We start from the raw sequence: 21,337 nt of genomic DNA, 5'->3' as shown, positions 1-21,337 counted from the left end.
GAACATGCTTCGTCAGTTCCATTCCCTTCCTGGCCTGATCGCCGCCCTGTTGGTCATGGTATTGGCCATCAGCGGCGCGATCCTGTCTGTCGAGCCGGCGCTGGAACGTCTGCACAATACGTCCACTTCTGCCGGGCAACTGAACGTCGGCCAACTTGCCGGGCGCGTTGCCAGCCACTTTACGGGGGTGGAGCAGATCCAGCGCTCAGCGTCCGGCACGGTGATCGTCTACTACAACCAGAACGGCAAGGCCGGGGCGGAGAAGGTCGACCCACTGACCGGCCAAGGGCTCGCCCCTTACGAGCCATCCGCGTTCACCCGCTGGGTGAAAGACCTGCACCGCTCGCTGTTCCTTGGCACGCCGGGCCATGGCGTATCGGGTGTTGGTGCCCTGCTCATGCTGGCGCTGTCAGTGTCCGGCGCGCTATTGCTGGCCCGACGCCTGGGTGGCTGGCGCAACCTGCTGCGGCCGCTGCGGGGCACTTTCAGCCAGCGCTGGCATGCTGAAGTCGGGCGACTGGCCTTGCTCGGGCTGTTGTTGTCGGCACTGAGCGGGGCCTACATGTCCGCCACCACGTTTGGTTTTATCGCCGACGGCAGTCAAGGTGAACCCGCCTTCCCTGCGCACGTCAGCGCCGGTCCGGCCTTGCCGGTGGCGAAGCTGCAGGCCTTGCAGGCCACCGACTTGAACGACTTGCGCGAGCTGGTCTACCCGAGCCCCGGCAACCCCCGCGATGTGTTCTCCCTGCGCACAGCACAGGGCGACGGTTACGTGGATCAGGCCAGCGGCGCCTTGCTGTCCTATCAAGCTCACGACCCAATGCTCAACCTCTATGAATTGGTCTACCAGTTGCACACTGGCGAAGGCCTCTGGTGGCTGGGCCTGTTGCTCGGGCTCTGCGCCCTCTGCGTGCCGTTGATGAGCGTGACCGGCATTCTGTTATGGTGGCGCCGCCGCAAGGCTGGCCCGAGCCTCCGCCACAACAGCCCTGCGCATGCCGCCGACAGCGTGATTCTGGTGGGCAGTGAAAACAACAGCACCTGGGGTTTTGCCAAAACCTTGCATGACGCCTTGCACCAGAGCGGCCATCAGGTGCACAGCGCGGCGATGAATGACTGGTTGGGCGATTACCGTAGTGCCCAACGGGTGTTCATCCTCACCGCGACCCACGGTGACGGCGATGCGCCGGCCTCGGCTTCGCAGTTCCTGGCACGGCTGGCCAATACCGGCATCAAGCCCGGCCTACCCTTTGCGGTGCTGGGCCTGGGCGACCGCCAGTTTGCGCAGTTCTGTCAGTACGCCCATCAAGTGCAGGACGCCATGTTGCAGGCCGGTGGCTCGCCATTGCTGGGGCTGGAAACCGTCAACCGCCAGTCCCCTCAGGAGTTTGCGCGCTGGGGCCACGCGTTGGGCGACGTGTTGGGGCACGCGCTGGCGCTGGTTCATACCCCGCAGCGGCCGCGTACCCATTCACTAGAGCTGACAGAGCGGATTGCCTATGGCGAACAGGTAAATGCACCGACCCATGTCCTGCGCTTCAAAGCGCGCGGCGGACTGCCGAGCTTTCTGGCCGGCGACCTGGTCGGGATTCTGCCCCCGGGCAGCCCAATCCCGCGCTTCTACTCGCTGGCCAGCGGTTCCCAGGACGGCGTGCTGGAGATCTGTGTGCGTAAACACAACGGGGGCATGTGCTCGGAGTTTCTTCACGGCCTGGACATTGGCGCCCAGATTGACGCCTTCATTCAGCCCAACCCGCAATTTCGTCCGGCATCGGGCACGCACCCGGTAATCCTGATCGGCGCCGGTACCGGTATCGGTCCTTTGGCCGGCTTTATCCGCAACAACAGGGCCCGACACCCGATGCACTTGTATTGGGGCGGGCGCAACCCGGCCTCGGACTTTCTCTACGAACCGGAACTCAACCAATACTTGTCGGACCGCCGCCTTACGCAATTGCACGCCGCCTTTTCTCAGGTCCCGGAGCGCAGCTACGTACAAGACCGACTGATCAGTGATGCCCTCGCCTTGCGCCGGCTGATTGAAAAAGGTGCCCAAGTACTGGTGTGTGGCAGTCGCGAAATGGCCAAAGGCGTGATGCAGGCCCTGGATGAAGTCTTGGCGCCCCTCAACCTCAGCGTGCTGACCCTCAAGGCACAAGGACGCTACCGTGAAGATGTCTACTGAGTTGCAGCGTTACAGCCTGAACGGCGAAACCATGGGCACCCGCTACACTGCCCTGTTTTATGCCGGGGCCGGGCTTGATACCGACGAAATTGGCCAGCAACTGGCCCGCGCCGTGGCCCGGGTGGACCAGCAAATGTCCACCTGGAAACCCGACTCGGACCTTAACCGCCTCAATGCCGCCCCCGAGCAGCAATGGGTGTCGGTACCCAACGAACTGGCCACGGTGCTGTCTGCTGCATTGCGCGTCAGCCGGCAATCCGGCGGCGCCTTCGACATCGCTGTTGGTGACCTGGTGAACGCGTGGGGCTTCGGCCCAGCGGCGCGGCAGGTCACAGCGCAGGGGACCGGCACAATTGCGCCGCGCTCCCGGCTGTCAGCCGACGCCGCATTGGAGGTTGAGCCACAACGCAATCAGGTGCGCAAGCGCGCGCCGGCGAACCTTGACTTGAGTGGGATTGCCAAAGGTTTTGGCGTGGATGAACTGGCCCGTTGCCTGGAAGGTTCAGGTATCACTCGCTACCTGGTCGGTATCGATGGCGAAATGCGCGCCCGGGGCGTCAAACCTGACGGACAATGCTGGGTCGTGGCCCTGGAAAAGCCCAAAAGGGGCGTGCGTGAGGTCATGGGTGTGATGGAACTAAGCGATACCTCAATCGCGACCTCCGGGGACTACCGACAGTGGGTCGACGTGGCCGGTCAGTCCTATGCTCACACCATGAACCCGGCCACCGGCGCGCCACTGCGCAACTCGCTCGCCGCCGTCACCGTGGTGGCGGCCTCGTGCATGCTCGCCGATGCCTGGGCCACGGCGCTGATGGTCCTGGGCGAAACCGAAGGCCCTCGTCTGGCTCAGGAGCGCGGGATGGACGCGCTGTTCGTGCTGCGCGAGGGCGAACAGTTCAAAGAAATATCCATTGTCGGCGGACAGTTGCAGGCGCAAATTGAAACCCGCTGACGCCGGCTGCAGGCGCGCTCGGCACCCGTGCAACTTGAACCGCCTGATGACAGGGAGCCCGTTAAACAGTGAAATTCATGCACAGACACACCGAGGCACACAGAAGCGATCGTATCGGCTGGCTGCGCGCCGCTGTCCTGGGTGCCAACGACGGCATTGTCTCTACCGCCAGCCTGCTGATAGGCGTCGCGGCCGCCGACGCCAGCCATGCCACGTTGCTGGTCACCGGAATGGCGGGGCTGATGGCCGGGGCCATGTCCATGGCCGCTGGCGAGTACATTTCGGTACATTCCCAGGCCGATACCGAACGGGCGGACTTGTCCCGCGAACGGGCAGAACTGGCCAGCGACCCGAAAGCTGAGCACATCGAACTCGCCAACATCTACATACATCGCGGGGTAGCACCCGAGCTGGCGCATCAAGTGGCCGATCAACTGATGGCTCATGACGCATTGGGCGCCCACGCGCGGGACGAACTGGGCATCAGCGCCACGCTTGCCGCCAAACCCTTGCAAGCCGCCCTGGCGTCCGCCGCCAGTTTCGTGGTGGGCGCCGCCTTGCCACTGGCGGTGACTTTTGTCGCGCCGGAGCACAGCGTGGTGCCTTGGATATCGGGCATGTCATTGGTATTTCTCGGGTCATTGGGGGCTATTGCCGCCAAGACTGGCGGGGCCAGCATCATGACGGGCGCCTGTCGGGTGACCGTCTGGGGGGCGCTGGCCATGGGCGTCACGGCTCTGGTGGGTCGCTTGTTTGGCGCGGTGGTCTAGCGTAAGAAGCGGACCTCAGGCCGTGCAGTCGGCGGCCTATGAATCGATCCGCCCTGGTGCAGTTCGGCCAGGGCGCTATACATCAGGTTTAAAGCGGTTTGAAAAGGCACATCATGCAACTGCATTTCCGACCTCTCAGCGACGCCTCCATCGCTGACATCATCGCGCTCAACAACAATCCCGATGTCTTACGCCAAATGCCCTTGGGTCGTCCCGACTTTGACGAAAGCAAGTGCAAGGTGTGGGTCGCCCAAAAAGAGGCCCAATGGGCACTGAATGGCTATGGTCCCTGGGCTTTTTTCGTTGAAGATGAATTCGCCGGCTGGGGTGGCCTGCAGCAGGAAGACGGTGACGCTGATCTTGCCTTGGTACTTCATCCAGACTACTGGGGGCTTGGCAGAGTGATTTTCGATGAGATCGTACGGCGCGCTTTTCAGGAGATGGGGCTTGAGTCGATCACCCTGTTGCTTCCACCAACCAGAACACGAATCAAAGGTATTCTTCGCCTGGGGTTTCGCCTTGACGGAGAGGTGGATATCGACGGCACGCCCTTCTCGCGCTATCGGCTACTCGCCACGGCCAAGCATTGACTTGTTGGCTGGATCGCCGGGGCACGCCCCTGCCCTTTTTGGATTGCGGTATACCCATCCGTCAGCCGCATGACGCGCTGGGTGGCGATACACCCAAGCGCTATGCTTGCTCAGGCAGGAGGGCCGCGCATGTGTGGAAGGTTGAGCCAGTACCGAGGCATACACGATTTTGTCGAAACCCTGAGCCTGCCAGAGGCCTGGCGGAACAACGTCGGCGACCAGCCACTTGGCCGGTACAACGTCGCGCCGACCACGCCGGTGGCAGTGCTGCGAATGGATGAGGCGGGCCCGCGGGCGGACCTGGTGAGATGGGGATGGCGGCCCCATTGGGCGACCGACCGTGCTGCGCCGATCAACGCCAGGGTCGAAAAGGTGACACACGGCCCCTTCTTCCGGGCAATCTGGCCGCACCGAGGCATAACGCCGATCGACGGCTGGTATGAATGGGTCGATGAAGGCGGACCGAAGAAACAGCCGTACTACATCCGACGCCGCGACGGGCGCCCTTCCCTTTGCGCCAGCATCGGCCAGTTCGCTGGCGGCGAGCATGATGGGTTCGTCATCATTACGGCCGATGCCCAGGGCGGAATGGTAGATGTGCACGACCGCAGGCCAGTGGTTTTGGCCCCAGACCTTGCGCGTGAGTGGATGCAAACCACGACGCCGGGCGAACAGGCCGAGCAGATGGCGCTCAACCTGGGCGAGCCAGCCGAGGCCTTCGAGTGGTATCGAGTGAGCACAGCCATTGGCAATGTGCGCAACCAAGGTGCCGAACTGATACAGCCGCTTCAGTGATGCGGTAGTAAGTTCTTCCGGCTCGAGTACCGGCAGCGCAACATCACCGAACGGATGTTTGGCTGGCTGAAAGAGAGGCGCCCTCACGAAAACGCATCAGTTGGTTCGCGAATTGGTCCGAAGGGCTTCGCCCAGCGCCTATGCCGCTCCGGCATAACATGCTCCACGCAGGTGCATGCTCTGCCGGCAGATTGTAGCGTCAATCATCCAAAGACCTGGTTGAGCGCCTAAATCTCGAATGTGAAAACATGGGCGCTGTCATTGAATCAAGCTGGATACAATTGATCATCTATCGAGACTGTAAGTGGCGAACGTTCTCCGCCGGTATGGAGTGTGGTATCCGTTTCAATCAACATGACCGCACATTCATCTTCGGCGATAGGTTTGTGTCGCACCCGTTTGGGAATAATGCAAAACTCCCCTGCATTCAAGACAATGGTGCGATCTTCGAGCTGAATGCAAAGCGTGCCATAGATTACTGAAAACATCTCGTCTTCATGTTCGTGCGCATGCCAAACAAATTCTCCTTTCAGTTTTGCAATTTTGACGAACTGGTTATTGACGCGACCGAGGACTCGGGGCTTCCAGTATTCTGTGAGCGTATCCAGTTCATTTCGTAGGTTGATGCTATCCAAGGTGTTGATCATTCTTGCTCATGTCCATGTGTCAGTCTGTGCCTTGCAATCTAAAGAGGAGCGTGAACTTTGAGTAGCGACGAATTATAATGCCGCTATTAACACTGCTAATGGCTTGACATGAACAAAACTCACAACCTTGATCTGGCACTGCTCAGAGCCTTCGTCGAGGTGGCGGATACTGGGAGCATGAGCGTTGCGTCAGTCAACCTGCACCTGACACAAGGTGCTGTTAGCCAGCGAATCAAACGTCTGGAGGCATTCCTCGACTGCCAGTTATTGCTGCGTGATACACAGGGCAGTCGTCTGACGGGTAAGGGAAAATCGCTGCTGCCAGACGCCCGTCGTCTGCTACGAATGCATGACGCTTTCTGTGCCTCCATTGGTGGAAGGGAATCAGCAGCCTCGGTGCGCCTTGGGCTCCCCTTCGATATGGCCGGAGCCCCGCTTGCCCACTTGCTCAAAGCTTTTAGTAATGCCTTTCCGAGGGTCGAGGTAAAGATCTTCAGTGCTTCTTCGACGGATCTCGACCAAGCGTTCACCAACGGCAAACTCGATCTGGTGATCAGTCAAGGCCCGACCAACGTCGAATTGGGCGAACGGTTGGCTGTGGATCAACTGGTATGGTTGGGCAACGAGGTAACAGCAGCACAGCGGCCATTGGCACTGTGCTTTCTGACTGCGAATTGTGCCTTTCGCGATACCGTTTTCCAGCGTCTGGACGAAGAAGGTATTGTTGGAAAGATGGTGTTCGAAAATGCATCAGCCGATACCACATTGACCATGGTTCGCAATGGGCTTGCGGTTACGCCTTGGCTGCAACGCCTAGCGCCCGAAGATATCATCCTGCCATTGCCGGATTGTGGGCTACCGACACTGCCCGAATTCGCGGTACGGTTGCAGTCGTTGGATGATGCTACTCGTCCTGTTTCTGATCTTGCCGATCTTATCAGGGATCATTTCAAGCGCTCAGATATCTCACTCTCCGAAGAAATGGTAGGCATTAGTTAAAGCGCCCCACATGCGTTGAGTTCGGTGGGGGCCTTGAGGTGTTCATCATGAGATTTTTGGCGCCTGCCAGATCGAGCGCCGCCCGCGCGGCGCATCGCGAGCTGCGCTCGCTCCTACGTTTGTTTCGGGCCAGTCATGCCTGTGACAGGCGCGCGCGACCGCCTGGTTTGTACCACGCGCTACTGAGCCATGCGCCAAGGCGTTCGCGCGCAAAATCCTCAGGAACAATTGGCCCGTAACAAACGTAGGAGCGAGCGCAGCTCGCGATGCGCCGCGCGGGCGGCGCTCGATCTGGCAGGCGCCAAAAACCTCATGACGAACAATTCCAGGCCCCACCGAACCCAACGCCATGATCGGGGGTCCGCATCTCGCCAACATTGCAGCGGTAGAAGTGGTGTCATTCCGACAGGTCACTGCCGCGCACATAGCCCAACGTCAGCAACACCTCGTCTCGCGCTGCCTCATTGCGATGCTCTAAAACCTCGACCAGCACATCGATCTCAGGCTTGGCTGCAAGTTGCGGCACAGCCGTGCTGCCTACATGGTGAATGGCGAGAAGCTCATCGCCGAACACCGAGGCGAGCAGAACGTTGACCGCCTCATACCGCTGCGGCCATGCAGGGTCGTAAGCCGTGATCTTGCTGGTCAGCGCCATGGGGCCTCCTTGGGCAAGTGAAAACGTTCCGATGCGCCTACACGGCAGGCACCTGCCGCCAATCAAGCGCGGTCTGGCATCTAACGGCCTTGCACAACCTGATCAGGCTGAGTGCCCATACTCGCGAGAAAAACATCGGTATCCCGATTGGTTCGTAGGCAGACCACGCGACAGCCCGACGGGGCCGTCGCCACGAATCGCTTTATCGCCTCCCGAGACGAGGTTTTCGTCCGCCACATGAACCTGAAAAACTCCGGAAGGTTGGCCAGCAACTCCGGGCAATTGTCCGGCAAGTCAGGCCGGGATCGACCCCGGTTCAACACCGTTCTGAGGAGCACGCGCCAGAATCGAAGCGGAGCCGAGCGATCAATCCATATCAACATGTCAGCGCGGGCCAGCCGGTTGTTCCATGTGGTCGAATGCCCGCCTTCGAAGATCCAGCGTTCACGGGCCTCGACCTCATGACAAAGACGCGTCTTCTCGTCCCGGCTCCGCTCGACCCACCCTGGCTGCCAATGAATCGTGTCGATGTGCACGACCGGCAAGCCAGTGCGCTCGCCAAGCTTGCGCGCCAGGGTACTTTTCCCAGCCCCTGGCTGACCAATAATCATCACCCGCTGCATTCAAGCTCCCTCTCGCCATGCCTGCTGAATTTTGGGCGCGCGATTCTACGGCAATGGGCGACGCGGTCAACTGCAAGCGCACTCATGCTCTGGGCGTCCTTCACAAGTCGGCAGCTGATCACTGCTCAAGTGGTGTAACTCATCATGGCGCTGGCCACTGAGTTCGCCGTTTGGGTGATCACGGCCGACAGCTTGGCTTGAGGATTATCGCTGACCGTCTCGAAAGCCTTCAATTGCATGTAGCGTCTTTGCAGGCGCCACGCGTCGTTCTGCACGCGGATCGCCGCAGAGAGACTGCCTGGGGCCTGGTAGTCGGCCCTGTCAGCCGCAATTGAGCGTGAAGGCCGTTGGTGTCACCAAAAGTCGGTATGGAGTTGGCAAGGGATACGGAAAACGGTGGTTCAGAGGACTGATGGGGGGCATCCCACTGCTCGTAGATACGTTCAAAATCTGGTTGCATGAGTTCGACCCATACCCCCCCGCTATAGGGCTCATCACGCTGCAATACGGGAAGAGGTAGCGTTGCCCGGACAAAGAATCGTTCGGCGGAAAACAAGCTCAATGTCATCGCTGGCGTGTTCCTTTCCGCACTCATTGCAGATCATCTCAAAAGCTCCCGTTGCATCTACCGGTTTAATGCCTTGTACAACGTTAGGGACAATGGCTGCGGTTGCCAGCGACGGCTGGATCCATCTGGACACCTTTGGCCTGTGGCTACTGGAATGACGATTCTGATCCAGATGAGAGAACACTGTGAGTCACTACGGAGCCGCTGTGCGGGCCGACTGGCTTCACTTTCTTAGTACTTTGGGCGTCGCCTGTGGCGGTCCAAAGAGCAACCCTTACCCGGGCAGAGCCCGGAGGATGGACAAATGCACGTACTGACTTTTAGCCAGGCACGCGCCGAACTGAAGCAGACAATGGATGATGTTTGCCGGGACCATGAGCCCGCCGTAATCACGCGACAGCGTGGCGAACCCGTAGTGATAATGTCCCTGGAGGACTACAACGGGATGAACGAGACCATTCACCTGTTGGGATCGTCCAAAAACGCTTCGCGCTTGCGCTCATCCATCGATCAGCTCCGGGACGGCCAGGCCTTGGCGAAGGAGCTGGACCTCAATGAGCAAGAACCAGAAGCAGCGGAACAAGGATGAAGCCCGCGACAAGGTAAGCGTGAAGTTCACCAAAGAGGGCTGGGAGGATTACTGTCACTGGCAGAGTGCCGACCTCACCATACTTGGCAACGTCAACCGCCTGATTGACGTGTGTCTACGCACCCCCTTCACGGGTATTGGCAAGCCTGAGCCGCTGAAAGGCGATTTATCTGGCGTGTGGTCCCGTCGCATCACCCGTGAGCACCGTCTGGTCTACTTCTTCGAGGCCGGTATGCTCACCGTTCTGCAATGCCGCTACCACTAAAACGACTAAAGCACTGTACTGTGCTGTGCGCGAGCTGCCTCCGCCACTGTTACAAGGGCGGTCGGTGAACGAAATCACACGCGCGGTCGTTTGGCGCTGGGTGTCCAGTTCTTAGGGATAGGCTATCCGCAGGCTCACGCAGAGGTGCACTACCGCGCTGCACGGGAATCGCCGTTCCTCTTGCCGCCCGGTAATAATGGGGAGCACGTCAAGCAGATGTCGGACCTGCACCACCAGTAGCGGCCAATCCTGAAAGGTTTGGGCATCAGGTACCGCCCCCGTATAACTGCCGCCACACCTATGCGACAATATGCTCAATGTCTGGTCTCAACCCCGCATTTATCGCCCAACAGCTCGGGCAAGGCGTGCAGATGCTCTTATCGACTTATGCGCGCTGGATTAACTCGTCTAACGACTGGCAGGAGCTGGATAAGCTCCAAATTGGTCCGTAGCTGCGAAGAAGCCACGTAAGTTATTGATAGGTAAGCTCCTTGATCTCCACCGCTAACATCACCATGCAGTTCGGCTCCAAGCCACTGTTCGAAAACGTTTCCGTCAAATTCAACAACGGCAACCGCTACGGCCTGATCGGCGCCAACGGTTGCGGCAAGTCGACCTTCATGAAAATCCTCGGCGGCGATCTGGAGCCGTCCGCAGGCCAGGTCATGCTCGAGCCGAATACCCGCCTGGGCAAGCTGCGCCAGGACCAGTTCGCCTACGAGGAATTCACCGTGATCGACACGGTGATCATGGGCCACGGCCAGCTGTGGAAAGTCAAAGCCGAGCGTGACCGTATCTACTCGCTGCCGGAAATGACCGAAGAAGACGGCATGGCCGTCGCCGAGCTGGAAACCGAATTCGCCGAAATGGACGGCTACACCGCCGAGTCCCGCGCCGGTGAACTGCTGCTGGGCCTGGGTATTCCACTGGACCAGCACTTCGGCCCGATGAGCGAAGTGGCACCGGGCTGGAAGCTGCGTGTACTGCTGGCCCAGGCGCTGTTCTCGGACCCGGACGTGCTGCTGCTCGACGAACCGACCAACCACCTGGACATCAACACCATCCGCTGGCTCGAAACGATCCTCACGGCGCGTAACAGCACCATGATCATCATTTCCCACGACCGGCACTTCCTCAACAGCGTCTGCACCCACATGGCTGACCTGGATTACGGTGAGCTGCGCCTGTTCCCGGGCAACTATGACGAGTACATGACCGCAGCCACCCAGTCGCGTGAGCAGCTGCTGTCGGACAACGCCAAGAAGAAAGCCCAGATCGCCGAGCTGCAAACCTTCGTCAGCCGCTTCTCGGCCAACGCCTCCAAAGCCAAGCAGGCCACTTCACGTGCCAAGCAGATCGACAAGATCCAGCTGGCCGAGGTCAAGCCGTCCAGCCGCGTCAGCCCGTTCATTCGCTTCGAACAGACGAAAAAACTGCACCGCCAGGCCGTAGTCGTCGAGAAAATGGCCAAAGCCTTCGACGACAAGGTGCTGTTCAAGAACTTCGACATCACCGTCGAGGCGGGCGAGCGCGTTGCGATCATCGGCCCCAACGGTATTGGCAAGACCACCCTGCTGCGCACCCTGGTCGGCGAGATGACCCCGGATGCCGGCTCGGTAAAGTGGACCGACAGCGCCGAAGTGGGCTACTACGCCCAGGACCACGCCCACGACTTCGAAGACGACATGAGCCTGTTCGACTGGATGGGCCAGTGGACGTCTGGCGAGCAGGTGATCCGCGGCACCCTGGGGCGCATGCTGTTCTCCAACGACGAGATCCTCAAGTCGGTGAAGGTGATTTCCGGTGGTGAACAAGGTCGCATGCTGTTCGGCAAGCTGATCCTGCAGAAGCCGAACGTGCTGGTGATGGACGAGCCGACCAACCACCTGGACATGGAATCGATCGAAGCGCTGAACCTGGCGCTGGAAAACTACCCGGGTACCCTGCTGTTCGTCAGCCACGACCGTGAGTTCGTGTCGTCGCTGGCCACGCGCATCATCGAGCTGTCGGCCGATGGTGTGGTGGACTTCAGCGGTACTTACGATGACTACCTGCGTAGCCAGGGTGTGCTGGTCTGATTGAAGGCCAAGGCCTGGCCACCTTGTGTGGCTGGGCCTCTTCGCGGGCTTGCCCGCGAAGCCCCCTCCCACCGACTGACACTACCCGACGAATAATTCGTTAGCCTGCTTTCTTTTCCTTCGCGCACCAGCCATGATGGGTCCACGCCCAACCGCCCGCCCGCGAAAGAGCCCATGACCGCGCAACAACCTGCCCCCGCCAGTAACACGCTGCACATCACCCTGCAGATCCTGTCGATCGTTTTCTATACCTTCATTGCCTTCCTATGCATCGGCCTGCCGATTGCGGTACTGCCCAGCTATGTGCACGACCAACTCGGCTTTGGCGCAGTAATCGCCGGTGTAACGATTGGCCTGCAGTATCTGGCCACGCTGCTGAGCCGCCCGTTTGCAGGGAGGGTGGCGGACACCTTGGGAGGGAAACAGGCCATCCGCTTTGGCCTGCTGGGGATTGCCGGTTGTGGGGTGTTGACGTTGCTGTCAGCCTGGACCCTCACCTTACCGCTGCTGAGCCTGGCACTGCTGCTCGGTGGACGTTTGCTGCTGGGCATCGCCCAAGGGCTGATCGGCGTGGCCACCTTGAGCTGGGGCATCAGCCAGGTCGGCCCCGAGCACACTGCCAGGGTCATCTCGTGGAACGGTATCGCCTCCTATGGCGCGATCGCCATCGGTGCGCCAATGGGCGTGCTGGCCGTGGACGGGCTGGACTTCAGCGTGCTGGGGCCGGCTTTGCTGGTGCTGGCAACCCTTGCCCTGCTGGTGCTTCGCAAGCGCCCCGACGTGGTCGTGGTACGCGGCGAGCGCCTGCCCTTCTGGTCGGCGTTCGGCCGGGTTGCCCCGTGCGGCCTGGGTTTGACCCTGGCCTCGATCGGCTACGGCACCTTGACCACCTTCGTCACCCTGTATTACCTCGAGCGCGGCTGGGCTGGCGCGGCCTGGTGCCTGAGTGCGTTTGGTGTGTGCTTCATCATTTCGCGGCTGCTGTTCGTCAACGCGGTCAACCGCTTCGGTGGCTACAACGTGGCGGTCGCCTGCATGGCCACCGAAGTGCTTGGCCTGAGCCTTCTGTGGCTGGCGCCGTCGCCGCCCTGGGCGCTGGTTGGCGCCGGGCTGACCGGTTTCGGGCTGTCGCTGGTGTACCCGGCATTGGGCGTGGAGGCGATCAGGCAAGTCCCCAGCAGCAGCCGCGGCGCGGGGCTGGGTGCCTATGCAGTGTTCTTCGACATGGCCTTGGCCATTGCCGGCCCAGTGATGGGGGCCGTCGCTGCGCACCTGGGGTATGCCTCGATCTTCTGCGTGGCTGCCCTGCTCGCCTTGGCCGGGGTCGGCCTAACGTTGTTGCTGGCGCGGCGCGCCCGTCGCAGCTGAACGCTCAGCCGGCGCTGGCGCACCCAGCGCCTGGCTGAAGAACGCCGCCGTTTCTCGCTGCAGCGAGCGATGGATATGCCGGCGGTCGACGCCATCGGCATCCTTGCACAGCGCTGCCATCCGCGCGTACTGCTCGGCATCGCAACGGGCCATGAATACGAAGTGCCCGGCACCGGCCAACAGGCGGTAGTCCGGTGTGACCGGCAGTTTGCGGGCCAGGGCCTCGGCATTACGGTCCACAGCCACAAGCTGATCGCTGTCGCCACTGTAGATCAGCACGGGTACCTGTACCCCGGCCAAGGCATGGCGCCCGAACAACAGGCTCAGCGGCGCCATCAACATGACCGCCCCCACTCGCGGGTCGGTCTCAGGCGCCAGTTCGCTGCGGTCGGCAATCAGTATGCCGTGGGTTTTGCAGGCGTCTGCGTCCTTCGGGCGCTCCAGGCAGTACTGACGCAGACGGTCCAGATCGGGGCGTGCACCAGACAGGATCAACGCGGTTTCTCCGCCGGCCGAGTAGCCGATAACCCCCACCTTGCCTTCGTTCAGATAAGGCCCGACCACCCTATCAGCGCGCGCTGCGGTGATCGCCGCGCTGAGTTGTAGCGGCCGTCCATAAAGGTTGCTCAGGGTGCCAAGGCGACTGTGGTCGCGCACGTTGTCCCCCGGGTGCACAACCGCCACCACCACGAACCCTTGCCGCGCCAGCGACGTGGCCAGGTAATGCAAGGCCAATGGGCTGCCCGTATTGCCGTGAGACAGCACCAGCAACGGGAATCGGCCCATGGCGACGGGCGCCTCTTCGGCCACATCGACGGGATACCCGTCTATTCGGCTGCGACGGGTCTTGCCAATGGCCGGGTAGAACGCAAGCGCTTGCATTGGGCGGCTATCGACCGGGTCGGTCAAGGTCATAAGGTGCAGGCCGGCAACCCACGGCGCGGCCTCGGCGCGGACCAACAGGCCGCCGAGCAAGACCAGCGCCAACACGCAGCGTGCAATGGTCATCGGCCAGCGGTTCCTTGCAGGACGAGGAGATAGCTCAGCATAAAGACGGCCGGGCTCGTGCCGGATGAAAACTGGATGAAACCGCCGTCATGCATGTTGCGCCGGCGCCCCGTGCATTTGCGTATCGCATCGAACCCGTGGCATAGATGCAGGTCCACGTTGTTACGTGACGTTTTCGCGCCATTGAAGGAGATTCATGCATGAGCAAGCCTGCCTACGTGCCACCCAAAGTCTGGCGCAACGACGCAGCCTCCGGCGGCCAGTTCGCCAGCATCAACCGCCCGGTAGCCGGCCCGACTCACGACAAGGACCTGCCGCTGGGCAAGCACCCGCTGCAGCTGTATTCCCTGGCCACGCCCAATGGCGTCAAGGTCACCATTGCCCTTGAGGAGCTGCTTGCCCTGGGTCACGCCGGTGCCGAATACGATGCCTGGCTGATTCGCATCGGCGAGGGTGATCAGTTTTCCAGTGGCTTCGTCCAGGTCAACCCCAACTCGAAGATTCCTGCCCTGCTCGACCGTAGCGTGGAGCCGCCGGTGCGGGTGTTCGAATCAGGCTCGATCCTGCTGTACCTGGCTGAGAAGTTCGGAGCTTTGCTGCCAAAATCGCCGGCTGCGCGCACCGAAAGCCTGAACTGGTTGTTCTGGCAGATGGGTGCGGCGCCTTACCTGGGCGGTGGCTTTGGCCACTTCTACGTGTATGCACCAGAAAAGTTCGAGTACGCCATCAACCGCTTCACCATGGAGGCCAAACGTCAGCTGGACGTACTTGATCGTCGCTTGGCCGAAAGCCGTTATCTGGGCGGCGAGGAATACAGTATTGCCGATATTGCCGTGTGGCCTTGGTATGGCCAACTGGTACGCGGCAACCTGTATGACGCCGCGCAGTTCCTGGCGGTTGACGAGTACCCGAACGTACAGCGCTGGGCCGAGGAAATTGCCCTGCGCCCTGCGGTGCAGCGCGGTACACGGGTGAACCGTACCTGGGGAGATGAAGACAGCCAGGTGCCGGAGCGCCATAGCGCCGCAGACCTGGCAGGTTGACGCAGACCATGTGGGAGCGGCCCTTTGGCAACAAAAGGCCGCCCCAACAAAGGGCCGCGTAATGCCTGTGAATGCCCCCGACAATGCTCCCCTGCATCAAACCATTTGCCCCCGCGCAAACCTGCGTCCGCCAAGCCCTTCTTGTACACTCCTCGCATTAGCCCCCACTTGCACATTTTTTGGTGAACGCATGATCGAGGTAACCGAGGTTTCCATTGCCGAGCTGCGCGACGCGCTCGAGTCGGGCCGCACGACGGCGGTCGAGCTGGTCAAGGCCTACCTGGCACGTATCGACGCCTACGATGGCGCCGACACCGCCACTGCCCTCAACGCCGTAGTGGTACGCAACCCGGAGGCGCTGAAAGAAGCCGAGGCCTCCGACGCTCGCCGTGCCAAGGGCCAGGTGCTTAGCCCGCTGGACGGTATCCCCTACACCGCCAAGGACAGCTACCTGGTCAAAGGTTTGACTGCCGCCTCCGGCAGCCCTGCCTTCAAGGACCTGGTCGCCCAGCGCGACGCCTTCACCATCGAGCGCCTGCGCGCCGCCGGAGCCGTGTGCCTGGGCAAGACCAACATGCCGCCCATGGCTAACGGTGGCATGCAGCGCGGCGTCTATGGCCGCGCCGAAAGCCCGTACAACGCCAACTACCTGACCGCGCCCTTCGCCTCGGGCTCGTCCAACGGTGCCGGTACCGCCACCGCCGCCAGCTTCAGCGCCTTCGGCCTGGCCGAAGAAACCTGGTCCAGCGGCCGTGGCCCGGCGTCCAACAACGGCCTGTGTGCCTACACCCCGTCGCGCGGGGTGATTTCGGTGCGTGGCAACTGGCCGCTGACGCCGACCATGGACGTGGTGGTGCCCTATGCCCGCACCATGGCCGACCTGCTGGAAATCCTCGACGTGGTGGTCGCCGATGACGCCGACAAGCGCGGCGACCTGTGGCGCCTGCAGCCGTGGGTGCCGATCCCGGCTGCCTCGACGGTACGTCCGGCGTCGTACCTTGAGCTGGCGGTGGATGCCAGCGCGCTCAAGGGCAAGCGCTTTGGCGTACCACGCATGTATATAAATGCCGACCCCGAAGCAGGCACCTCCGAAAAACCGGGCATCGGCGGGCCGACCGGCCAACGCATCAACACCCGCGCTACGGTGATCGACCTGTGGCAACAAGCACGCCAGGCCTTGGAAGCAGCGGGTGCCGAAGTACTGGAAGTGGACTTCCCGCTGGTGTCCAACTGTGAAGGTGACCGCCCAGGCGCGCCGACCGTGTACAACCGTGGCATCGTCAGCAAAGCGTTCCTGCATGACGAACTGTGGGAACTGTCGGGCTGGGCCTTTGACGACTTCCTGCGCGCCAACGATGACCCCAAGCTTAACCGCCTGGCCGATGTCGACGGGCTGAAGATCTTCCCGCACGACCCGGGCACCTTGCCCAACCGTGAAGACGACCTGGCTGCCGGCATGGACGAGTACGTCAACATGGCCAAACGCGGTCTGAAGACCTGGGACCAGATCGAAACACTGCCCGACGGCCTGCGCGGCCTGGAGCAGACCCGCAAGCTGGACCTGGAAGACTGGATGGACAAGCTGGGCCTGGACGCGGTGCTGTTCCCCACCGTAGCTGACGTTGGCCCGGCCGATGCCGATATCAGCCCGGTATCGGCGGACATCGCCTGGAGCAACGGTATCTGGGTAGCCAACGGCAACCTGGCAATCCGTCACCTGGGCGTGCCGACCGTGACCGTGCCGATGGGCGTGATGGCCGATATCGGTATGCCGGTGGGGCTGACCTTTGCCGGGAAGGCCTATAGCGACAACGCGCTGCTGAGTTTTGCTGCCGCCTTCGAGTCGACCGGCTCGCGCCGGATGATCCCGCCGCGCACGCCGGCGCTTGGCTGAGTCTTACAGGGCCCCTAAAAGCAGATCGCGAATTTCAACCATATGTGTAAAAATACACAAACAGTTGATTTTGCGATCTGCCATGCCTATCACCCCCAGCGAAGAACGCCAACTCACCCTCACCGTGCTCAAGGCCGCCATCCAGGCCCTGGGCAGCGTTGCCGCGCGCAACATGGAAATTCTCCTGCACGACCTTGACCACCCCGAGCACTCGGTGGTGGCGATCGTCAATGGTCATCTTTCCGGCCGCAGCCTGGGCAGCCCGATCCTCGCCGCACCGGAGCAGGACCAGGGTTTCAAGGCACTGATGCAGGCCTCGGCCGACCAGCACGGCTGTGAGCCGGTGGTGCTGCCCGATTACCCCACTACGCTCAAAGGCCGCACGCTACGAAGTGCCACGGCAATTTTCCGTGACAGCAGCGGCCACCCGTTCGCCAGCCTGTGCGTCAACACCGACGTCACCGGCCTCGATGCTGCCATGAGCTTTCTCCAGCAGTTGCAGCCGCTGGGGGCCATACCGGCGGTCAACGAACCAGCCGACATGGAGCTGCTGATGAGCGAGATCATCCAGGCCGCCCTGCATCGCAGCGGCCAGGGGCGAATGAACAAACAGGCCAAGGTCGAGGCCGTGCGCGTCATGCAGGAACGCGGCCTGTTCATCGTCAAGGGCGGCGTCGAGAAGGCTGCCAGCGCCCTCGGCGTGACGCGCTACACCATTTACAACTACCTCGAGCAACTACGCGGAGCCAGCCAATGACCTTGCACATTCATACACCCCTGATCGAATCGCGCCCGCTGTCGTTGGCTGCCGGCCGTAATATCTGGCTCAAGCTCGACGCCCTGCAACCCTGCGGTTCGTTCAAACTGCGCGGTGTAGGCCACGCCTGCGAGGTACACCAGGCGCTCGGTGCCCGGCACTTTGTGTCCTCGTCAGGCGGCAATGCCGGTTTGGCAGTCGCCTACGCCGGACGCAAGCTGGGGGTGCCGGTGACCGTGGTGGTACCCGAAACCACCACCGAACGGGCCAAGGAGCTGCTGCACCTGGAAAACGCCAAGGTGGTGGTGCACGGCAGTTCCTGGCAAGAGGCCAACGCCCTGGCACAGACACTAGTAGGCCCGAACGATGCCTTCATCCACCCATTCGACGACCCACTGCTGTGGGCCGGGCATGCCAGCCTGGTGGATGAAGTGGCCGAAGCCGGCCTGAAGCCGGACGCGGTGGTGTTGTCAGTCGGCGGTGGCGGCTTGCTCAGCGGCGTGGTGGAGGGCCTGAAGCGCAATGGCTGGGGCGACGTGCCGGTGCTGGCGGTAGAAACCGAGGGCGCGGCGTCGCTGCATGCGGCCATGCAGGCCGGCCATTCGGTGGAGCTGGAGCGTATCGCCTCGGTGGCGACGTCGCTGGGGGCCAAGCGTGTGGCTGATCAGGCGCTGATATGCGTGCAGCAGCATCCGGTGCACAGCCACCTGGTCAGCGATCGCGCAGCGCTGGAGGCCTGTGAGCGGTTCCTGCTGGACCACCGTGTGCTGGTCGAGCCCGCGTGCGGGGCGGCGCTGGCAGTGGCCTATGATGCCAAGGCACTGGGCGCCTTGCGCAATGTACTGGTGGTGGTCTGTGGCGGCGCTACCGCAACACTGGAGCAGATCAGGGCGTGGCTGCAGCAGGCAGACTGAAGCTGCCATCTGTCGGGGGTGATTACGACAGTCACATGCACCTGATCTACTAGGCTCGCCGCAACCGAAAAGCCCTCGCAATCGCGTCAACCCTGACGAAATGCGTATCCCGCCCTTTCGGTCTGCGGCAAGTGAAGGCACAATGCGTGTCCTTTTTTTGGCCGGCCTGGCCGGGGGCCTTTAAATGATCAAGACGCCGTATTACCTCATCGATAAAACCAAGCTGCTCAGCAACATGGAGAAGATCGCCTACGTGCGCGAACACTCCGGTGCCAAGGCGCTGCTCGCCCTCAAGTGCTTCGCCACCTGGTCGGTGTTCGACCTGATGCAGCAGTACATGGACGGCACCACCTCGTCCTCCCTGTTCGAGCTCAAGCTCGGCCGCCAGAAGTTCGCCGGCGAAACCCATGCCTATAGCGTGGCCTGGGCCGACGACGAGGTCGAGGAGATGCTTGAGAACTGCGACAAGATCATCTTCAACTCGATCGGCCAGCTGCAGCGCTTTGCCGAACAGTCCGAAGGCAAAGTGCGTGGTCTGCGCGTCAACCCGCAGGTCAGCAGCTCCGACTACCTGCTGGCCGACCCGGCCCGCCCGTTCAGCCGCCTGGGCGAATGGGACCCGGCCAAGATCGAGCAGGTGATCGAACAGATCTCCGGCTTCATGTTCCACAACAACTGCGAGAACGGTGACTTCGGCCTGTTCGACAAGATGCTCACGCACATCGAAGAGCGTTTCGGCCACCTGCTGCACAAGGTCGAGTGGGTCAGCCTTGGTGGCGGCATTCACTTCACCGGTGAAGACTATGCAGTGGACGCCTTCTGCGCGCGCCTGAAGGCGTTCTCGGAAAAATACGGCGTGCAGGTATACCTGGAGCCCGGCGAAGCAGCCATCACCAACAGCGCCTCGCTGGAAGTGACCGTGCTCGATACCCTGTACAACGGCAAGCACCTGGCCGTGGTCGACAGCTCGATCGAAGCGCACCTGCTCGACCTGCTGATCTACCGCCTCAACGCCAAGATGGCCCCCAATGACGGCGAGCATACCTACATGGTCTGCGGCAAGTCATGCCTGGCCGGTGATATCTTCGGCGAGTACCAATTCGACCGTCCGCTGGCCATTGGCGATCGCCTGTCGTTCATCGACACGGCGGGTTACACCATGGTCAAGAAAAACTGGTTCAACGGGCTGAAGATGCCTTCCATCGTGGTCAAGCAGCTCGACGGCAGCGTCGAAGTCGTCCGCGAGTTCGGTTTCGAAGACTACGTTTCCAGCCTGTCGTAAGACCGGCTTTCAAGTAAGGAGCAAAAGGTAAATTGAAGAAGAACGTTCTTATCATTGGTGCAGGAGGTGTCGCCAAGGTGGTGGCCCACAAGTGCGCGCAGCATAACGACGAACTGGGTCGTATCGCTATCGCGTCACGGAACATCTCCAAATGCCAGGCCATCATCGACAGCGTCAAGGCCAAGGGTAGCCTCAAGGTGCCCGCCGACATCCAGGCCTTCTCGCTCAATGCCCTCGATGTCGAGGCAACCAAGGCACTGATCCGCGAAACCGAATCGCAGATCGTGATCAATGTGGGTTCCGCCTTCCTCAACATGTCGGTGCTGCGTGCCTGCATCGATACGGGTGTCGCCTATCTGGACACCGCCATCCACGAAGAGCCGGGCAAGATCTGCGAGACTCCGCCGTGGTACGGCAACTACGAGTGGAAACACCTCGAAGAGTGCCAGGCCAAGAACATTACCGCCATTCTCGGCGTCGGATTCGACCCGGGTGTGGTGAACAGCTACGCCAAGCTGGCGCAGCAGCAATATTTCGACAGCATTGATTCGATCGATATTCTCGACGTCAATGCCGGTTCCCATGGCAAGTACTTTGCCACCAACTTCGACCCGGAAATCAACTTCCGCGAGTTCACCGGACAAGTGTGGAGCTGGCAGAACAGCCAGTGGACCAGCAACACCATGTTCGAGGTCAAGCGTACCGACGACCTGCCAGTGGTAGGCTCGCAAAACCTGTACCTGACCGGCCATGATGAAGTTCACTCGATTTCGAAGAACCTCAATGTACCGAACGTGCGCTTCTGGATGAGCTTCGGCGAGCACTACATCAACGTGTTCACTGTTCTGAAAAACCTGGGCCTGCTCAGCGAGCAGCCGGTGAAAACCGCCGAAGGCCTGGAAGTGGTGCCGCTGAAAGTGGTCAAGGCCGTACTGCCAGACCCAGCCTCGCTGGCCCCTGGCTACACCGGCAAGACCTGCATCGGTGACCTGGTCAAAGGCACCAAGGATGGCCAGCCGCGCGAAGTGTTCATCTACAACGTGGCTGACCACGAAGAAGCCTACGCCGAGACCGACAGCCAGGGCATTTCCTACACCGCCGGCGTACCACCAGTGGCTGCCGCCCTGCTGGTTGCCCGTGGCGAGTGGGATGCCAAGCGCATGGTCAACGTCGAGGAGTTGCCAGCCGAGCCGTTCCTCAAGGCGCTGGACGTGATGGGCCTGCCGACCCGCGTCAAAGATGAAAAAGGCGATCGTCCTTGGGACGCTGAAGCCTAAGCAACAAACAGAAGGGGCGCCACATGGCGCCCCTTCTGCTTTCCAGGTCCAGGATCGTCACAGGCCTGAAACAAG

19 protein-coding genes and 3 pseudogenes are annotated in these 21,337 nt (G+C 61.4%); 17 read left to right on the top strand and 5 right to left on the bottom strand.

Going from position 1 to position 21,337, the window contains the following annotated elements:
- Positions 1-4: 4 nt before the first annotated feature.
- The 5 genes from QCL51_RS11750 (at position 5) to QCL51_RS11730 (ending at position 5,295) form a co-directional block, all read left to right on the top strand.
- Positions 5-2,185 carry a PepSY domain-containing protein gene (locus QCL51_RS11750; RefSeq protein ID WP_338444860.1) on the top strand — a complete coding sequence of 727 codons (2,181 nt, stop codon included), beginning with the start codon at positions 5-7 and terminating at the stop codon, positions 2,183-2,185.
- Complete coding sequence (locus QCL51_RS11745) at positions 2,175-3,140, top strand: FAD:protein FMN transferase (protein ID WP_338444889.1); 966 nt, start codon at positions 2,175-2,177, stop codon at positions 3,138-3,140. Before QCL51_RS11750 ends, QCL51_RS11745 begins: the two co-directional genes overlap by 11 nt.
- 68 nt (positions 3,141-3,208) lie before the next feature.
- A complete protein-coding gene (locus tag QCL51_RS11740) occupies positions 3,209-3,910 on the top strand; it encodes a VIT family protein (RefSeq protein WP_084850716.1) in 702 nt (233 codons plus the stop codon).
- A 113-nt stretch (positions 3,911-4,023) separates the two neighbouring features.
- Positions 4,024-4,500, top strand: a complete 477-nt coding sequence (locus tag QCL51_RS11735; RefSeq protein ID WP_021782911.1) for a GNAT family N-acetyltransferase — start codon at positions 4,024-4,026, stop codon at positions 4,498-4,500.
- Positions 4,501-4,629: 129 nt separating this feature from the next.
- The gene (locus tag QCL51_RS11730) at positions 4,630-5,295 is read left to right on the top strand and encodes an SOS response-associated peptidase family protein (protein ID WP_021782910.1); all 666 of its coding nucleotides are present in this window, start codon (positions 4,630-4,632) and stop codon (positions 5,293-5,295) included.
- A 266-nt stretch (positions 5,296-5,561) separates the two neighbouring features.
- On the opposite strand, the gene QCL51_RS11725 is transcribed toward QCL51_RS11730, so the two are convergent.
- Complete coding sequence (locus tag QCL51_RS11725; RefSeq protein WP_021782909.1) at positions 5,562-5,942, bottom strand: cupin domain-containing protein; 381 nt, start codon at positions 5,940-5,942, stop codon at positions 5,562-5,564.
- Positions 5,943-6,050: 108 nt separating this feature from the next.
- On the opposite strand from QCL51_RS11725, the gene QCL51_RS11720 reads away from it, so the two are divergent.
- Positions 6,051-6,941: a LysR family transcriptional regulator gene (locus QCL51_RS11720; protein WP_103444494.1), complete on the top strand. Its 891-nt coding sequence runs from the start codon at positions 6,051-6,053 to the stop codon at positions 6,939-6,941.
- 400 nt (positions 6,942-7,341) lie between these two features.
- On the opposite strand, the pseudogene QCL51_RS11715 reads toward QCL51_RS11720, so the two are convergent.
- The 3 genes and pseudogenes from QCL51_RS11715 to QCL51_RS11705 form a co-directional block, all read right to left on the bottom strand.
- Positions 7,342-7,596 (bottom strand): annotated as a pseudogene (locus tag QCL51_RS11715) (GrpB family protein); the annotation flags it as partial.
- A gap of 80 nt (positions 7,597-7,676) precedes the next feature.
- The gene (locus tag QCL51_RS11710; RefSeq protein ID WP_103444495.1) at positions 7,677-8,219 is read right to left on the bottom strand and encodes an AAA family ATPase; all 543 of its coding nucleotides are present in this window, start codon (positions 8,217-8,219) and stop codon (positions 7,677-7,679) included.
- A gap of 125 nt (positions 8,220-8,344) precedes the next feature.
- Positions 8,345-8,491: pseudogene (locus QCL51_RS11705) on the bottom strand (IS256 family transposase); the annotation flags it as partial.
- Between the two features lie 600 nt (positions 8,492-9,091).
- Between QCL51_RS11705 and QCL51_RS11700 the strand changes: the two are divergent.
- The 5 genes and pseudogenes from QCL51_RS11700 to QCL51_RS11680 all read left to right on the top strand — a co-directional run bounded on the left by QCL51_RS11700 (position 9,092) and on the right by QCL51_RS11680 (position 13,087).
- On the top strand, positions 9,092-9,376 hold the full coding sequence (locus QCL51_RS11700) for a type II toxin-antitoxin system prevent-host-death family antitoxin (protein WP_028697205.1): 285 nt from the start codon (positions 9,092-9,094) through the stop codon (positions 9,374-9,376).
- Positions 9,342-9,641, top strand: coding sequence for a Txe/YoeB family addiction module toxin (locus tag QCL51_RS11695; protein WP_028697206.1), 300 nt, complete (start codon positions 9,342-9,344; stop codon positions 9,639-9,641). The genes QCL51_RS11700 and QCL51_RS11695 overlap by 35 nt, the downstream gene beginning before the upstream one ends.
- Before the next feature lie 165 nt (positions 9,642-9,806).
- Positions 9,807-10,093: pseudogene (locus tag QCL51_RS11690) on the top strand (site-specific integrase); the annotation flags it as partial.
- Positions 10,094-10,132: 39 nt separating this feature from the next.
- A complete protein-coding gene (locus QCL51_RS11685; RefSeq protein WP_003248141.1) occupies positions 10,133-11,719 on the top strand; it encodes an ABC-F family ATPase in 1,587 nt (528 codons plus the stop codon).
- 174 nt (positions 11,720-11,893) lie between these two features.
- Entirely contained in the window at positions 11,894-13,087 is a 1,194-nt protein-coding gene (locus QCL51_RS11680; RefSeq protein ID WP_021782421.1) for an MFS transporter, read from the top strand.
- Here QCL51_RS11680 and QCL51_RS11675 read toward each other — a convergent pair.
- The gene (locus QCL51_RS11675; RefSeq protein WP_021782420.1) at positions 13,049-14,095 is read right to left on the bottom strand and encodes a hypothetical protein; all 1,047 of its coding nucleotides are present in this window, start codon (positions 14,093-14,095) and stop codon (positions 13,049-13,051) included. The genes QCL51_RS11680 and QCL51_RS11675 overlap by 39 nt on opposite strands.
- A 200-nt stretch (positions 14,096-14,295) precedes the next feature.
- Between QCL51_RS11675 and yghU the strand changes: the two genes are divergently transcribed.
- From yghU to QCL51_RS11645, 6 genes are all read left to right on the top strand, one after another.
- The gene (gene yghU / locus QCL51_RS11670) at positions 14,296-15,138 is read left to right on the top strand and encodes a glutathione-dependent disulfide-bond oxidoreductase (protein ID WP_338444859.1); all 843 of its coding nucleotides are present in this window, start codon (positions 14,296-14,298) and stop codon (positions 15,136-15,138) included.
- 190 nt (positions 15,139-15,328) lie between these two features.
- The gene (locus QCL51_RS11665) at positions 15,329-17,032 is read left to right on the top strand and encodes an amidase (RefSeq protein WP_338444858.1); all 1,704 of its coding nucleotides are present in this window, start codon (positions 15,329-15,331) and stop codon (positions 17,030-17,032) included.
- A gap of 82 nt (positions 17,033-17,114) precedes the next feature.
- Entirely contained in the window at positions 17,115-17,789 is a 675-nt protein-coding gene (locus tag QCL51_RS11660) for a PAS domain-containing protein (protein WP_021782417.1), read from the top strand.
- Entirely contained in the window at positions 17,786-18,703 is a 918-nt protein-coding gene (locus tag QCL51_RS11655) for a pyridoxal-phosphate dependent enzyme (RefSeq protein ID WP_275966969.1), read from the top strand. The genes QCL51_RS11660 and QCL51_RS11655 overlap by 4 nt, the downstream gene beginning before the upstream one ends.
- Positions 18,704-18,887: 184 nt before the next feature.
- Complete coding sequence (gene nspC / locus QCL51_RS11650; protein WP_003248125.1) at positions 18,888-19,985, top strand: carboxynorspermidine decarboxylase; 1,098 nt, start codon at positions 18,888-18,890, stop codon at positions 19,983-19,985.
- 32 nt (positions 19,986-20,017) lie between these two features.
- Positions 20,018-21,262, top strand: coding sequence for a saccharopine dehydrogenase family protein (locus tag QCL51_RS11645; RefSeq protein WP_003248123.1), 1,245 nt, complete (start codon positions 20,018-20,020; stop codon positions 21,260-21,262).
- Positions 21,263-21,337: the final 75 nt, after the last annotated feature.

The organism is Pseudomonas sp. LTR0 (assembly GCF_036630035.1).
Lineage (GTDB): Bacteria > Pseudomonadota > Gammaproteobacteria > Pseudomonadales > Pseudomonadaceae > Aquipseudomonas > Aquipseudomonas putida_Y.
Note: the sequence above shows the minus strand (reverse complement) of the source record. Positions and strands in the feature narration are given on the sequence as shown.